Raw genomic sequence first — 14,825 nt, forward strand, 5'->3', positions numbered from 1 at the left:
GCGCCTGACGATAGACGCCTGCAGCCACACCCGCTACGGTCGCGCTGGCCTCGCTGAGCCGCTCGACAACCGCCCGGAGGGTTGCCCAGGCTGAATGCAATACACAGTGCTGCCAAGGCGCCGACCCTCCTGACGCTAGACGCTTTCAATCCATGGGATGGTATTTTCCCCAGCCGAAATGATCGTTGTATTTCTGACAGGCCTCTTCGTAGCTGTCAGCCTCAAAGGTGGCTAGGAGAACAGGGGGGCCCTCCCACAAGCCACGAGCGACCTCCTCCTCGATGCTGTGGATATCCCAGCGGAGTCCCATCTCCGCAGACCCATCTTCGGAAATTGCCCGCCAAATCTCGTACTTTTTAGACACGGTCCGCCTTCATTTTTGGTCACGTCTTAAAGTTTGGATGAAGCAGACTTTCAAGCACCCACGGAAGGCGCCGGCTTTGGCTTTTCGCTGACCACGCCGTCACCGGGCGTAACGGCAATCTACGGCGCGTCGCAAACCGCCACCATGCATAGGCTTGACGATGGCGTGTGGCTGATTCCGGTTGCCCGCCTCCAGCCACCACGCCATGTCCCCTCAGGCGGCGCAGGCAGCCGCCTGCACCCCCATTTCCGTGAACACCTCGGCAATCACCTTCACGGCACCCGGAATCCCCGCGTCGCCGAAATGGCCAATGCATCCCACACGGAACGTTTCGACCTCGGTCAGCTTGCCCGGATAAAGGATATAGCCGCGCGCCTTCACCTTCTGGTAGAAGGTCTTGAAGTCATAGTGCGGATCGTCCGGCGCATGGAATGTCACGATGATCGGCGCTTGTACCGAGCGCTCGAGATAGCTGCGCACCCCGAGTGCCGCCATGCCATCGATCAGCATTTGGCAATTGCGTGCGTAGCGTGCGCCGCGCGCCGCAAGCCCGCCCTCCTCCATGTATTGCTGCAAAGCCTGGTCGAGCGCGGCGACTACGTGCGTGGGCGGCGTGAAGCGCCACTGCGTGGTTTTTTCCATGTACTGCCACTGGTCATGGAGATCCAGCGCAAGGGACTGGCTGTTGCCCTCCGTCGCGGCCAGGGCTTCCCGGCGCGCGATGACGAAGCCCATCCCGGGCACCCCTTCCAGGCATTTTCCCGATGCGGCAACGACCGCGTCGAAACGGATCTTGCGCGCATCGATGTCGATGGCGCCAAACGAACTCATCGCATCGACAATGAGACCGCGGCCATGCCTGGCGACCACCGCTGCAATGGCTTCGAGCGGGTTGAGTACGCCGGTACCGGTCTCGCAGTGGACCACCGCGACGTGCGTGATGGTTTTGTCTTGCTCCAGGGCGGCGTCGATGTCCGCCGGTTGCATGATCCGGTCCTCCGGATAGTTCAGGGTGGACAGCCGGCGGCCCATCGTGCGGCAGATGCGCGCAATGCGCTGGCAGTAGGCGCCATTGACCGGCACCAGCACATGTCCATCGCGCGGCACCATGGTGCCGATTGCCGCCTCCACCGAGAAAGTACCGCTGCCTTGCATCGGCACGCATTCATGGGTGCCCTCGCCGTGCACGATGGCAAGAATCTGCTTGCGGATGCGGCCGGTGATGGCATTGAAGTCGCTATCCCAGGAACCCCAGTCACGCAGCATGGCTTCGCGCGTGCGGTCGGAAGTGGTCAGCGGCCCCGGGGTCAGCAGGATGGGCGTGGTCATGGGAGGTCTCCTTGCAGTTTTGCCGGTGATGGATTCAGTGCCTGCCGAGCGTGCGCCAGCCCTGGGTCCGGGCCAGCAGCACACGCGTGCATAGTGCGTAGAGGATGCAGACCACCGTGGAGGTCAGCACGATCAGGCTGGCCAGTGCAGCTGCCGCTCCGACGTCGCCGGCATCGTCCAGGTGCATAATGGCCACCGAGGCGACGATGGTCTCCGGCGTGTAAAGGAAGATCACGCAAGACAAGGTGGCCATCGAGACGACAAAGTAGTAGCGCGCGATATCGAGCACCGCCGGCAGGCAGACCGGCAGCGTGACCCGGAAGAACGTCTTGTAGAACGGCACCTTCAACGACGCCGATACCGCTTCGAATTCGTTGTCGATCTGCTTGAGCGCCGTCACCGCGGTCAGGTGGCTGGAGGTGTAGTAGTGAATGATCGTCGACTGGATGACGATGATCATCGTGTTGTAGAGGACGTTCAGCGGATTGGACGGGTGGTTGAAGAACACCACATAGCCCAGGCCCAGCACCAGGCCCGGCACGGCCATCGACAGCACTGCCAGGAATTGCATGGCCGGCCGCATGAAGCCCAGGTTGCGGGTTTTCTCGATCAGGTAGGCGCCCGCGAAAACGATCAGCGCGCCAGAGAACGCGGTGGTGGTCGCCAGCACCAGGCTGTTGCGGTACGCCTGGGCCATGTCGCTCTCGAACAGCACCGTGTGGTAATTGTGCAGCGACAGCGTCAGGTCGTAGGGCCAGAGCTTGATCAGCGATGTGTACACCGCCATGCCCACCACTGCCAGCAGCAGCACGCAGACCAACGTGCTGTAGGCTCCCAGCAGGAAGTCGGCCCACGGGTTACGCTTGGGCACATAGGGCACGGAGCGCGCCGTCAGTTGCGCGCGCAGCTTGCGCCGCACCACCGAGTCGATCAGGAACGAGATCACCGACGGGATCAGCAGCAGCATGCCGACCACCGCGCCCATCGAGAAGTTCTGCTGGCCGATGACCTGCTTGAAGACATCGATCGAGAGCACGTTGAAGTCGCCGCCGATGACTTTCGGCGCGCCGAAATCCGAGATCACATAGGTGAAGGTCACGGTGGCCGCGCTGATCAGGCCGTACTTGCACGACGGCAGCGTGATCGTGGTGAACTTCCTGAAGTTGGTCGTCCCCAGTGCGCTGGCCGCTTCATACAGCCGGCCGTCGGCCAGCGACAGCGCGGTGACCAGGATCATCAGCGCATGCGGGAAGGTGTTGTAGACCTCGGCGATGATGATGCCCGGCGCACCGTAGATCGAGACATTGCCCAGCAGCCACTTCAGCACGCCCTGGTTGCCGAACCACTGCACGAAAGAGATCGCCGACAGCAGCGACGGCGCCAGGAGCGGTATCAGCGCAATCAGCCTGAATGCGGCCTTCAGCGGTCCCGGCAGCGTGCTGCGGGTGAGCGCATAGGCAAACACGAACGCGGCAGGTACTGAAATGATGGTGACGCCCAGCGCCAGCAGCACCGAATTGCGTGCCGACTGAAGCAGGTATGGCGTGTGCAGGTAGGTGACAAAGTGAGCCAGGCCGACGAATTTTCCTTGTCGATCGAGCACGGCGTTGACGAGGATGGCGCACAGCGGCGCCAGCAGGAACAGCACCAGCGCCAGCAGCACCGCAGCCAGTATGCCCCGCGCGATCCAGTCGTCCCAGTTGACGCGCGCCAGCGGCGTCCGCGCAGTGCGTTGGCGTGGCAAGGCCAGGTCATTCATTGCGCTCTCCTAGGCAGTGGCGGCCGCGAAGGCCTGAATCCGGTTGGCCCGCAGCGCAAGGTGAAGCGAGCGCCCTGGCCTGACCTCGAAATCGTGGAACTGGTCGAGGGTGAATTTCAGCGACAGCGTATGCCCCGGCAGGTCATCGCACCGGACGTCGGCAATGCACGAGTCGCCCAGGAATTCCACCTTGTCGACGTGCGCGTGGATCTGGTTCGGCGTCTGCGGCTCGAGGTTGCCGATCTTCCGGTCTTCCGGGCGCAGGTAGAGGTTGACCGCCGTCCCGGGGACGAAGTCCTTTGCGCAGCCGTCGCACTGCAGTTCCATCTTGCCGACGCGGTACCGCTGCCCGCCCAGCGCGACGCCCGGCAGCACATTGACCTTGCCGACAAAGTCCGCCACGAACGGCGACGCCGGACGTTCATAGACCTCGAGCGGCGTGCCGATCTGCTCGATCGCGCCGTGGTTCATGACCACGATGCGGTCAGCCATGGACAGCGCCTCTTCCTGGTCGTGCGTGACCATGATGGTGGTGACGCCCACCTGTTGCTGCAGCCGGCGGATCTCGCCACGCAGGCGCACGCGCTCGAGCGCGTCCAGCGCGGACAATGGCTCGTCGAGCAGCAGCAGCTTGGGATTGGTCGCCAGGGCCCGCGCCAGCGCCACGCGCTGCTGCTGCCCGCCGGACAGCTGGCTTGGATATTTGTGGCCCGAAGTCGGCAGGCCGACCAGCGCCAGCAGCCGCGACACGCGTGCGTCGACCTCGGCGCGCGCGGTGCGCCGGTTCACCAGGCCATAGCCGACGTTATCGGCAATGGTCAGGTTCGGGAACAGCGCATAGGACTGGAACACGATGCCATAGTCGCGCCGCGACGGCGGCAGCCGCGAGATGTCGCGGCCGCTCTGGCTGATGGTCCCCGCGGTCTGCGCCTCCAGCCCCGCAATGATCCGCAATAGCGTGGTCTTGCCGCAACCCGACGGGCCCAGCAGGCAAAGCATCTCCCCCTGGTGGACCGTCAGGTCGACGCTGCGCAATGCGCAGAATGACTCAAACTCCTTGCGTACCCCGATGATCTCGAGGGCCGGCGGCATGCCGGCCCCATGTACGGCGCCTTGGATGCTGCTCATATCCATGATCTGTCCGAAGTCGAAAACAGCCTGGAGCACCGCTGCGAGCGACGGTGCCGGAACGGAAGGCCCGGTCAGCGGCCCGCCACCTTGCTTTCGTAACGACTGCTCCACTCGGCCAGGATGCGCGCGCGGTTCTTGGCCGACCAGTTGAAGTCGTTCCTGGCGAAGCGCTGTTCGTAGTCGTCGGGGATGCCGTCGAGCTTCTTCGCCACGCCCGGATAGGCGACCACGGCCCACCAGTTGGCATGGATCTGGTTGGCCTCGCGGCTCGCCATCCAGTCCGCGAAGCGCCTGGCTTCAGCCGGCTTCTTTGTGGTCTTCATGATGCCGGTGGCTTCGACATCCCAGCCCAGCCCTTCCTTCGGGAAAATCAGGTCCACCGGCGCGCCGGCCTTGCGTACCTGGTGCGCGCGGAACTCGAACGAGATGCCGATGGGGAACTCGCCGGTGGCCGCCTGCTGGCAGGGCTTGGAGCCGGAGTGCACATACTGGGCCACGTTCTGGTGGAGTGCGTCCATGAATTTCCAGCCGTCGGACTCGCCCCACATCTGCAGCCACGCGGTGACATCGAGATAGCCGGTACCGCTCGAAGCCGGGTGCGGCATCGAAATGCGGCCCTTGTAGACCGGCTTGGTCAGGTCCTTCCAGGTTTCCGGCTTGGGCAGCCCCAGCTTCTGCGCTTCCACGCGGTTGAAGCAGATCGTCGCCGCCCAGACGTCCATGCCGACCCAGCTGGGTGGCCGCGCGGTGTCCGAGTAGCCGGCATTGAGCGTGGCAAAGCCCTTGGGCTCATACGCCTGCAGCATGCCCTCCTGCTTCAGCAGCTCAAGGCTGCTGGCAGCCAGGCCCGCCACCACATCCGCCTGCGGATTCGCCTTTTCGGCCAGCAGGCGCGCGGTGACGATACCGGTCGAATCCCTTACCCAACGCACCTCTATGTCGGGATTGGCCTTCTCGAAGGCCTCCTTGTATAAGCGCATCGCATCGGTTTCGAGCGCGGTGTAGACACTGAGGGAAGTCTTTTGCTGGGCGTTGGCGGTCGTGCTCGTAAACGCACAGGCAAGTGCGCATAACGACGCGGCTACGGCAGCTGAATGGCGCAGGGAAGCGTTTTTCATGAGGTCTCCGGTTCTATGTGCAGGTCTGGGCCCGACTTGTGATCTCGCCTCTGCGATCGAATCGGCGCATGGGGTAAGATGGAAATCAATGTAGACCGTCGAACGCCGACTGTCAAACGTAGATTGCAAACTGTTGACAATTCACAATCCATCACCTTTAATGGGGACCATGGAAATGACCTCTGCCCTTCAGCTCGTGCGCTCCAGTTCGCTGCCGATGCTCGTCCAGGACGAGATCGAGCGAATGATCATGACCGGCGAACTGGCGCCGGGTATGCGCATCAACGAAAGCGACGTGGCTGCCGGCTTCGGCACCAGCCGCGGACCGGTCCGCGAGGCGCTGCGCGCGCTCGAGGAGACCGGCCTGGTACGCAACGAAAAGAACCGCGGCGTATTCGTGCGCGAGATCCAGCTCGACGAAGCCGAGGAGATCTATGAACTGCGCGAAGCACTGGAAGAAATCATCGGCCGCCGCGTGGCCGAGCGCCTGGACCCCACGCTGCTCCAGCAGCTCGAAGAGCTGGTGGGCGCGATGGAAGACGCCAGCGCGCAGAAGGATGCCGGACAGTACGCGGCGCTGAACCTGCGGTTCCACGAGCGGCTGCTGGAAGCCGCCGGCAGCCGCAAGCTGACCGAGACTTACCGCCGCCTGGTCAAGGAACTGCACCTGTTCCGGATGCAGGCCCTGACCAAGGGCGGCGGGCTGGACGTATCCGCCGACGAGCACCGCTCGATCCTGGCTGCGATCGCGTCCGGCGACCCCGCGAGCGCGGGCGCCGCGTTGCGCAAGCACGTGGCGGCAAGCCGCGCGCGGATGTTGAAGGCACACCGGCAACAGACGCAGGCCGGCAGCCAATCGCCGTAATTTCTTCTCCAACGGGAGCGACAGATGGCAACGAGGAAGATCGAAGTGAATGGCAGGGGATATCGCCGCGGCGAAGCTCCGGTCGTGGTGGTATGCGTGGATGGCTGTGCACCGGAATACCTGCACGCAGCCTCCGCCGCAGGCGTAGCACCGCACCTGACGCGCATGATGGCGCATGGCGCCAGCCTCCTTGGCGATTGCGTGGTGCCGTCCTTCACCAACCCGAACAACCTCTCCATCGTCACCGGCGTGCCGCCGGCGGTGCACGGCATCTGCGGCAATTACTTTTTTGACCGCGATGCGGGCCGCGAGGTCATGATGAACGACCCGCGCTACCTGCGTGCCCCTACCCTGCTCGCAGCCTTTGCCGACCAGGGCGCGCGCGTGGCCGTGGTGACCGCCAAGGACAAGCTGCGCAAGCTGCTCGGCCACGAACTGCATGGCATCTGCTTCTCGTCGGAGAAGGCCGATGAAGCCACCGAGGCCGAAAACGGCATCACCGACGTGGTTTCGATGGTCGGCATGCCGGTGCCATCGGTATATAGCGCCGAACTGTCCGAATTCGTCTTCGCGGCCGGCGTCAAGCTGATGGAACGCGTGCGCCCCGACCTGATGTACCTGTCCACGACCGACTACATCCAGCATAAGGCGGCCCCGGGCAGCGACACCGCCAATGCCTTCTACGCGATGATGGACCGCTACCTGGGCCAGCTCGACGCCATGGGTGCCACCATCGTGCTGACCGCCGACCACGGCATGAACGACAAGCACGGCCCGGACGGCGAGCCGCGCGTCATCTACCTGCAGGACCAGCTCGACCGCTGGTACGGCGCCGGCGCGGCCCGCGTCATCCTGCCGATCACCGATCCGTACGTGGTCCACCACGGGGCGCTCGGATCGTTCGCCACCGTCTACACGCCCGATGCCGAGTCGGCCGCCCGCTGGATCCCCCGCATTGCCGAGCTTGACGGCATGGAGGCCGTCCTGACACGCGCGCAGGCCGCGCAGCGCTACGAGCTGCCGGCCGACCGCATCGGCGACATCATCGCGGTATCGCGTCGCGACGTGGTCATCGGCACCTGCCGCGAGCGCCACGACCTGACCGGCCTGGACGCGCCGCTGCGCTCGCACGGCGGCGTTTCGGAGCAGGTCGTGCCGCTGGTCTGCAACCGCCCGCTCGCCGGGCTGGACCCGGCGCGCCGGCTGCGCAACTTCGATGCCTTCGACCTTGCGCTGAACCACGCGCACTGAGTTCCCACCCAGCGGGCGGCCTGCCGCCCGGCCCAATCGACTGGAGACACCATGAACGCACCGGAACATGCCGGCGTGCGGCGGGAAGCCCTGCGCCTCGCCGACGAGAAGATCTACCGCGACGATGTCATTGAAGTGACCTACCCGTACACCGGGGACGTCATCGCCACCGTGCCCAGGGCTACGCTGGACGACGTGCGCCGCGCCTACCGCATCGCGCGCGACTACCAGCCCACGCTGACGCGCTACGAGCGCTACAAGATCCTGATGCGCGCCGGCGAGATCATCGCGTCGCGGCTGGACGAAATCTCGCGCACCATCACGCTGGAATCGGGTCTGTGCCGCAAGGACTCGCTGTACGAGGTCGGCCGCGCCTCCGACGTGCTGCTGTTCGCCGCCAACCAGGCACTGGTCGACGACGGGCAGGTGTTCTCGTGCGACCTCACGCACCACGGCAAGAGCCGCAAGGTCTATACGCTGCGCGAGCCGCTGATGGGCGTGATCACCGCGATCACGCCGTTCAACCATCCGCTCAACCAGGTCATCCACAAGGTCGCGCCGGCGGTGGCCACCAACAACCGCATGGTGCTCAAGCCCAGCGAGAAGACGCCGCTGGCGGCCTTCATGCTGGCCGACATCCTGTACGAGGCCGGCCTGCCGCCGCAGATGCTGTCGGTCATCACGGGCGATCCGCGCGAGATCGCCGACGAAATGCTCACGCACCCCGACGTCGATCTGGTGACCTTTACCGGTGGCGTGCCGATCGGCAAGTACATCGCCGCCAAGGCTACCTACAAGCGCCAGGTGCTGGAACTGGGCGGCAACGATCCCATCATCGTGATGGAGGACGCCGACCTGGAAGAAGCCGCCACGCTCGCCGCCAGCGGCTCTTACAAGAACTCGGGCCAGCGCTGCACCGCGATCAAGCGCATGCTGGTGCATGAGTCCGTGGCCGAGCGCTTTGTCGACCTGCTGGTGGCGAAGACCGAGGCCGTCAGGTATGGCGACCCCATGGACCCGAGCGTCGACATCGGCACGGTGATCGACGAGGCCGCGGCGATCCAGTTCGAGCAGGTGGTCAACGAGGCCATCGCCGCGGGCGCGACGCTGCGCTACGGAAATATCCGCCGCGGCGCGCTGTACTCGCCCACGGTGCTGGACCATGTCGACCCGGAGATGACCGTGGTGAAGCACGAGACCTTCGGGCCGGTCTCGCCGGTGATCCGCTTCAGGGACATCGACGACGCCATCCGGATTTCCAACGGTACGGCCTACGGCCTGTCATCGTCGGTCTGCACCAACCGGCTCGACTACATCACGCGCTTCGTGCGCGAACTCAAGGTGGGCAGCGTCAATGTGCGCGAGGTGCCTGGCTACCGGCTGGAGCTGACCCCGTTCGGCGGCATCAAGGATTCCGGCCTGGGCTACAAGGAAGGCGTGCTCGAGGCGATGAAGAGCTTCACCAACACCAAGACCTACTCGCTGCCCTGGTAAGCGGCGCAGCAACCCGACTCGGAACAGGGCAAGGACAAGGACAAGGAGACATCGTGAAAATCGGAGTACCCAGGGAAGTCAAGAACCATGAGTACCGGGTGGGCCTGACGCCCTCGTCGGTTCGGGAAATCGCGGCACACGGCCACACCGTGCTTGTCGAAACCGGTGCCGGGGCCGGCATCGGCGCCGGCGATGCCGACTACCGCAAGGCAGGCGCCACCATCGTCGGGTCCGCGTCCGAGATATTTGCCAGGGCGGAAATGATCGTCAAGGTCAAGGAGCCCCAGGCGGCGGAGCGTGCCATGCTGCGCGAGGGGCAGATCCTCTTCACCTACCTGCACCTCGCGCCAGATCCCGACCAATGCGCCGACCTGGTCAGCAGCGGCGCGATCTGCATTGCCTACGAGACCGTGACGCAGGCTGGCGGCGGCCTGCCCCTGCTCGCGCCCATGTCGGAGGTGGCGGGACGCATGTCGGTGCAGGCCGGTGCGCATTGCCTGGAGAAGGCACGCGGCGGCATGGGCATCCTGCTGGGCGGCGTCGCGGGCGTGGAACCGGCCAAGATCGTGATCCTGGGTGGCGGCGTGGTCGGCTCGAACGCCGCGCAGATCGCCGTTGGCACGGGCGCGCAGGTGGTTGTCATCGATCGCAGCATCGACGTGCTGCGCCGCATGGACCGCCTGCTGGGCGCGCGCGTCATGACGGTATATTCCAATCAGGACAACCTGGAGCGCCACGTACTGTCGGCGGACCTGGTGATCGGCGGCGTGCTGGTGCCCGGTGCCGCGGCACCCAAGCTGGTCACCAGCGCGATGGTCGACGCCATGAAGCCGGGCGCGGTGATCGTCGACGTCGCCATCGACCAGGGCGGATGTTGTGAAACGGCGCACGCCACCACGCACGCGGAGCCGACCTACACCGTTGGCAAGGTCTTGCACTACTGCGTGGCCAATATGCCGGGCGCGGTTCCGCGTACCTCTACCTATGCACTGAACAACGCCACGCTGCCGTTTGCATTGCAGATCGCCGACAAGGGATGGAAGGCAGCCCTTTCCGATAACGCCCATCTGGCGAACGGCCTGAACGTGGCGCTCGGCCGGGTGACCTGCCGGGAAGTCGCGCAGGATCTTGGCTACGCCTACGTGGATCCCTCCGCCGTGCTGACTGCCTGAGAGCGCTCTTGTGGACTACGCCCCCTTCCGGAGCGTAGTCCGTTGCGAACAGTCGCGTCTCAGGCCTCACGCGTCTGCCCGCGGCAGCCCGCTGTATCAATGCAAATCAGCATCGCGGGCTTCGTTGGGCGGGCTCTCCGCGGGCAGGTAGGGCTCGCCCGGTCTGCGTCGCGCCATGCCGCGCTGGGCCATCAGCAGGAGTGGCGTGGCGGCCATCGATAGCGCCACCACGGCGGTCACGATCGACAACTGCTCGCTGTTGACCAGGCGCGCGCCCTCGGCGGCAGCCATGACGACAAACGCAAACTCCCCGCCCTGGGAGATCAGGATCGCGAAATACAGGCGTTCCCGCTGCGGCACCTGGAACCGCTTTGCCAGGTACAGCAAGGCCGCCAGCTTGGTGCCGACGAGCAGGAAAACCAGTACCGCGACCAGCAGCGGGTTTCTTGCCAGCACGCCAAAATCGATGGACATGCCGACCGCCATGAAGAACAGGCCAAGCAGCAGGCCTTTGAACGGCGCGATATCGGCCTCGATCTCCTCGCGGCAATCGGAACCCGCCAGCAGCACACCGGCCAGAAACGCACCCAGCGACATCGAAAGGTGCACACTGTGCATCAGCAGTGCAATGCCAATCACCCAGAGCAGCGCGAATACCGTCAGCGTGTCGCGCGTGCCGCTGCGCCGGATGAAGGGCAGCAGGTATCGCAACAGGAAACTGCCGCCAAGGATCACCAGGGCGAGCATGGCCAGCGCGCCGACGGCAAGGCTCCAGCCGTCATTCGATGCGTCGGCGGCCGGCACCGGAGACAGCAAGGGCAACAGCGCGATCATCGGAATCGCGGCAATATCCTGGAACAGCAGTATCCCGAAGCTGGTCTGGCCAAGGCGCGTATGCATCAGGCCCTGTTGCTCCAGAATCGCAATGACCATCGCCGTCGACGACAGGGACAGCGCAAATCCGGCGGCAATGCCGACGCGCCAGTTCACCCCGAAGGCGATGAAGGCAATCGCCAGCAGCGCCGCACACAGCAACACCTGGAGCCCGCCGTAGCCGAAAATGGACTGGCGCATCTTCCACAGCTTGCGGACGTCCATTTCGATACCGATGACGAACATCATCAGCACGATACCGAGTTCGGAAACATGGAAGACCGGGTCCACCTCCTTGACCAGGCCGAGAGCGGAGGGCCCCAATGCCACGCCGGCTACGAGATAGCCCAGCACCGAGCCGAACCCGAGCCTTACCGAGATGGGCACCGCGATCAGGGCAGCGCCAAGGAATAGCACGGCGTCGAGGAGGAGACTCATGATCCGCCTTCGCTTCGTGGCTGATGATTGGCGAATTCTAGACGCTATTGCATTGGCGCAACAGGCTGCCGGCCGCGGATTGCCGCCGGTGCGCTAACCTGCCCTCTTCCCTAAGCCATCAGCAGCGCGTCGTATTCCTCCCGGAACTGATGGAGCGAGCTGTCCACCACCGTCACGGCGCCGTCGATCAGTCCGCAGCGCCCGCTGCCGGGAAGGATGCGGCACAGGTTTTCCAGCGCTTCCAGGTCCGCGCGCACGCCGCGGCCCGTATCTATCCGGTTGAGCAGCCGCATCAGCTGGAAGGTCCCGCCCTTGCACGGCGGGCACTGGCCGCATGAACCCTGGGCGAAGAAGCTCACGTACTCGGCCACCTTGCGCACGATGCTGGTGCCTTCCGAGACCACGATCATGGCCCCGGTCCCCAGCCGAGAACGCCGCTGCCGGACCGAGTCGAAGTCGAGCGCCACGTCCAGGTCGCGCTTGGTCAGCAGGGTATTGGACGGGCCGCCCGTGAACACCGCCTTGAATTCCTTGCCCTGCAACATCCCGCCGCCGTGCCGAAACACCAGGGTCTCCAGGCTGGTGCCCATCGGCAGTTCATACAGGCCGGGCCGCAGGACATCGCCCGAGAGCGAATACAGCTTGGTGCCCGCGGCATTGCCGAGCCCCAGGTCCCGGTACCACTGCGCCCCGTGACGCAGGATGCCGGGCACATGAGCCAGCGTCTCGGTGTTGTTCACCACCGTGGGCGCGCCGTGCACGCCGTGCTGGGCGGGGAAAGGCGGCTTGCGGCGAGGGAACGGGAACCCGCCCTCGACGCTCGCGATCACCGCGGTTTCCTCGCCGCCGATATACAGACCCGAGCTCGGCACCACGCTGAGTGACACCGGTCCGCCGACCCATTGCGCAAGCTCCGCGAACTGCGGATGCGCGTGCCACTGCTCCACCGCCTTGCGGACCATGGCGAGCGCCAGCGGCTGATGGGGGTTGACGTACAGCACCACATGGTTGGCCCGTGTGGCGGCCGCGGCGATCAACGCGCCCTCGATCACCTGGTGCGGCGTGTGCTCCAGCAGGAACCGGTCCTTGAATGTGCCGGGCTCGTCCTCGTTGCCATTGCAGATGATGTACTTGTCGCCGTCGGGCGCGGCCGCCACCGGCGCCCATTTGCGATGCGTGGCGAAGCCCGCGCCGCCCATGCCGCGCAGGTCCGCCTGCTCGATCACGGCAAGGATGGCGCCCGGATCGCGCAGCGCCGCGGCCAGGCCTTCTCCGCCGCCTTGTGCGAGCCAGGCCTCCAGGTCCGCGCCGACCAGGATGTGCTCGTTGAGAAGTACCTGATTCACGCTATCCATGGCACGCTCCGTGGACCGTTCACCGCGTGCCGCCGACCGCCCGGCCACGGGTGCCGGCGTTCAGTCCGGCGTCGACGCGCAGGTCGAAATGCGCATACCCCGGGAACAGCCGGGGCGCCTTGACGTGCAGCGGCAGCCCGGCCAGCGTCAGTTCGCGCTGCCACGCATGGACATGGCCGATCCCCGCGCGCGCAGCCATCAGGCTCCCCTTCGCCTGCGCCGCGTCGGCACCGGCACGCCGGCCCATGCTCAGGATGTCGAGCAATGCATTGCCCATCAGCCGGTTGCGGCCGTGGATGCCGCCCGTGACCTCGCCGACGCAGTACAGCCCCGGCACGCTGGTCGCGCCGGTCTTGTCGATGGCAACGCCACCATTCTGGTAGTGCAGGGTCGGATAGACCAGGAACGGCTCCTGCGCGGCGTCCTGCCCGCACTTGTGTGCTAGGTGGCGCAGCGTCACGAGGCGCTTGGCAAGGATGCCGGGATTCTCCATTTCCAGCGTCGGTGTATCGAGGAACACCCCGACCTGTTCGCCGCGCACGATGCCGCGCCCCTGCGCGCATTCGCGCAGGATTGCCGAGGCCACCACGTCGCGCGGCTTGAGTTCGTCGACAAAGCGCTCGCCCTCGCCATTGAGCAGCTTCGCGCCGGCCGAGCGTGCCGCTTCCGAGATCAGGCCGCCGGCAAGGTGCGGCGGATAGGCGATGCCGGTCGGGTGGTACTGGAACGAGTCGAGTTCACGCAGGCGCGCCCCGAGCCGGTAGGCGAGCACCAGCCCGTCGGCCGTGGCGCCGTAGTGGTTGGAGGTCGGGAACGCATTCAGGTGCAGGCGCCCCGCTCCACCGGTAGCCAGGATCACGGCGCGCGCGCGCACCAGCACGAAGGTGCGCCACTCCAGGTTGTAGACCACGGCACCGGCGCAGCGGCCCCGCTCATCCGACAGCAGCTCGACCGCCGGGCAGCGGTTCCACACCGCGACGCCGGGTTCCATGTCGACGGCCTCGCGCAGCACGCGCATCATCTCCAGGCCGGTGTAGTCGCGGTAGGAAAGGATGCGCGCGGCAGAGGCACCGCCCGGCTTCTTGCGCAACAGGTTGCCGCCGAAGGGCCGCTCCTCTTCCTGGTCGAACATCATGCCCAGCCGGATCAGCCAGCGGACCACGTCGGGCCCGTCCATCACCATCTGCGCGACCAGTTCGGGATCGCCGCAGAAGTGCCCCGCGCGCAAGGTGTCTTCGAAATGCAGCTGAGGGCTGTCGTCCTCGCCGATGGCCGCCTGGATGCCGCCTTCGGCCATCACGGTATTGCTGTCGCCCAGGCGCAGCTTGGTGGCAAGGATCACCCGCGCACCCTGCCCGGCCGCGGTCAGCGCCGCGGCGCAGCCGCCCCCGCCGCCGCCAATGATCAGCACATCGGTGGAGACCAGCTGCGCGCCGGCCATGTCGACGTCATCGATCAGCGCATTGGCCTGCAGGCAGCGCGCGAGATCGGGCTGGCAGGGGTCGCCCCGGTTGACGCCGACGGCCAGTGCCACGCGCGCATTGGGCCCGTGATCGGGGTGGTAGCCCTTGAGGAGTTCATCGACGGCGATATCGTCGCTGCGCACCTTCGGCGCCACGCCGGGGCGGTAGCGGCTGCGCGCGTCTTCGTAAGGAATGCCCGCTGGCATGATCGCG

Annotated in this window: 11 protein-coding genes; 4 read left to right on the forward strand and 7 right to left on the reverse strand. The window is 65.6% G+C overall.

Features of this window, described 5'->3' with window-relative positions:
- Positions 1-577 precede the first annotated feature (577 nt).
- The 4 genes from KHO22_RS06345 to KHO22_RS06360 form a co-directional block, all read right to left on the reverse strand.
- Positions 578-1,693 carry a 2-aminoethylphosphonate--pyruvate transaminase gene (locus KHO22_RS06345; RefSeq protein ID WP_211946271.1) on the reverse strand — a complete coding sequence of 372 codons (1,116 nt, stop codon included), beginning with the start codon at positions 1,691-1,693 and terminating at the stop codon, positions 578-580.
- Between the two features lie 34 nt (positions 1,694-1,727).
- Positions 1,728-3,452, reverse strand: a complete 1,725-nt coding sequence (locus KHO22_RS06350; protein ID WP_211946272.1) for a putative 2-aminoethylphosphonate ABC transporter permease subunit — start codon at positions 3,450-3,452, stop codon at positions 1,728-1,730.
- Between the two features lie 9 nt (positions 3,453-3,461).
- On the reverse strand, positions 3,462-4,586 hold the full coding sequence (locus tag KHO22_RS06355) for a putative 2-aminoethylphosphonate ABC transporter ATP-binding protein (protein WP_211946273.1): 1,125 nt from the start codon (positions 4,584-4,586) through the stop codon (positions 3,462-3,464).
- 68 nt (positions 4,587-4,654) lie between these two features.
- Positions 4,655-5,701: a putative 2-aminoethylphosphonate ABC transporter substrate-binding protein gene (locus tag KHO22_RS06360; RefSeq protein WP_211946274.1), complete on the reverse strand. Its 1,047-nt coding sequence runs from the start codon at positions 5,699-5,701 to the stop codon at positions 4,655-4,657.
- Positions 5,702-5,876: 175 nt separating this feature from the next.
- Here KHO22_RS06360 and KHO22_RS06365 point away from each other — a divergent pair, with 175 nt between their 5' ends.
- The 4 genes from KHO22_RS06365 to ald are packed head-to-tail and all read left to right on the forward strand — an operon-like array spanning position 5,877 to position 10,483.
- Positions 5,877-6,566 carry a phosphonate utilization associated transcriptional regulator gene (locus KHO22_RS06365; RefSeq protein ID WP_230426754.1) on the forward strand — a complete coding sequence of 230 codons (690 nt, stop codon included), beginning with the start codon at positions 5,877-5,879 and terminating at the stop codon, positions 6,564-6,566.
- A gap of 24 nt (positions 6,567-6,590) precedes the next feature.
- Positions 6,591-7,817: a phosphonoacetate hydrolase gene (gene phnA, locus KHO22_RS06370; protein WP_211946276.1), complete on the forward strand. Its 1,227-nt coding sequence runs from the start codon at positions 6,591-6,593 to the stop codon at positions 7,815-7,817.
- Positions 7,818-7,868: 51 nt separating this feature from the next.
- Positions 7,869-9,311 (forward strand): phosphonoacetaldehyde dehydrogenase, encoded by a 1,443-nt coding sequence (phnY, locus tag KHO22_RS06375; protein WP_211946277.1) that lies wholly within the window; start codon positions 7,869-7,871, stop codon positions 9,309-9,311.
- Positions 9,312-9,364: 53 nt separating this feature from the next.
- Entirely contained in the window at positions 9,365-10,483 is a 1,119-nt protein-coding gene (gene ald, locus KHO22_RS06380; RefSeq protein WP_211946278.1) for an alanine dehydrogenase, read from the forward strand.
- 96 nt (positions 10,484-10,579) lie between these two features.
- Here ald and KHO22_RS06385 read toward each other — a convergent pair whose 3' ends face one another.
- From KHO22_RS06385 to KHO22_RS06395, 3 genes are all read right to left on the reverse strand, one after another.
- Positions 10,580-11,794, reverse strand: coding sequence for a monovalent cation:proton antiporter-2 (CPA2) family protein (locus KHO22_RS06385; protein WP_211946279.1), 1,215 nt, complete (start codon positions 11,792-11,794; stop codon positions 10,580-10,582).
- A gap of 110 nt (positions 11,795-11,904) precedes the next feature.
- Positions 11,905-13,149: a complex I 51 kDa subunit family protein gene (locus KHO22_RS06390; protein WP_211946280.1), complete on the reverse strand. Its 1,245-nt coding sequence runs from the start codon at positions 13,147-13,149 to the stop codon at positions 11,905-11,907.
- Between the two features lie 19 nt (positions 13,150-13,168).
- Positions 13,169-14,818: an FAD-binding protein gene (locus KHO22_RS06395; RefSeq protein ID WP_211946281.1), complete on the reverse strand. Its 1,650-nt coding sequence runs from the start codon at positions 14,816-14,818 to the stop codon at positions 13,169-13,171.
- Positions 14,819-14,825: the final 7 nt, after the last annotated feature.

This window comes from Cupriavidus yeoncheonensis, assembly GCF_905397275.1.
GTDB lineage: Bacteria > Pseudomonadota > Gammaproteobacteria > Burkholderiales > Burkholderiaceae > Cupriavidus > Cupriavidus yeoncheonensis.

Excerpts from the sequence above, each read along its gene's own strand:
- KHO22_RS06345 (WP_211946271.1), bottom strand. The coding sequence starts at position 1,693 with ATGACCACGCCCATCCTGCTGACCCCGGGGCCGCTGACCACTTCCGAC.
- KHO22_RS06350 (WP_211946272.1), bottom strand. The coding sequence starts at position 3,452 with ATGAATGACCTGGCCTTGCCACGCCAACGCACTGCGCGGACGCCGCTG.
- KHO22_RS06355 (WP_211946273.1), bottom strand. The coding sequence starts at position 4,586 with ATGGATATGAGCAGCATCCAAGGCGCCGTACATGGGGCCGGCATGCCG.
- KHO22_RS06360 (WP_211946274.1), bottom strand. The coding sequence starts at position 5,701 with ATGAAAAACGCTTCCCTGCGCCATTCAGCTGCCGTAGCCGCGTCGTTA.
- KHO22_RS06365 (WP_230426754.1), top strand. The coding sequence starts at position 5,877 with ATGACCTCTGCCCTTCAGCTCGTGCGCTCCAGTTCGCTGCCGATGCTC.
- phnA (WP_211946276.1), top strand. The coding sequence starts at position 6,591 with ATGGCAACGAGGAAGATCGAAGTGAATGGCAGGGGATATCGCCGCGGC.
- phnY (WP_211946277.1), top strand. The coding sequence starts at position 7,869 with ATGAACGCACCGGAACATGCCGGCGTGCGGCGGGAAGCCCTGCGCCTC.
- KHO22_RS06385 (WP_211946279.1), bottom strand. The coding sequence starts at position 11,794 with ATGAGTCTCCTCCTCGACGCCGTGCTATTCCTTGGCGCTGCCCTGATC.
- KHO22_RS06390 (WP_211946280.1), bottom strand. The coding sequence starts at position 13,149 with ATGGATAGCGTGAATCAGGTACTTCTCAACGAGCACATCCTGGTCGGC.
- KHO22_RS06395 (WP_211946281.1), bottom strand. The coding sequence starts at position 14,818 with ATGCCAGCGGGCATTCCTTACGAAGACGCGCGCAGCCGCTACCGCCCC.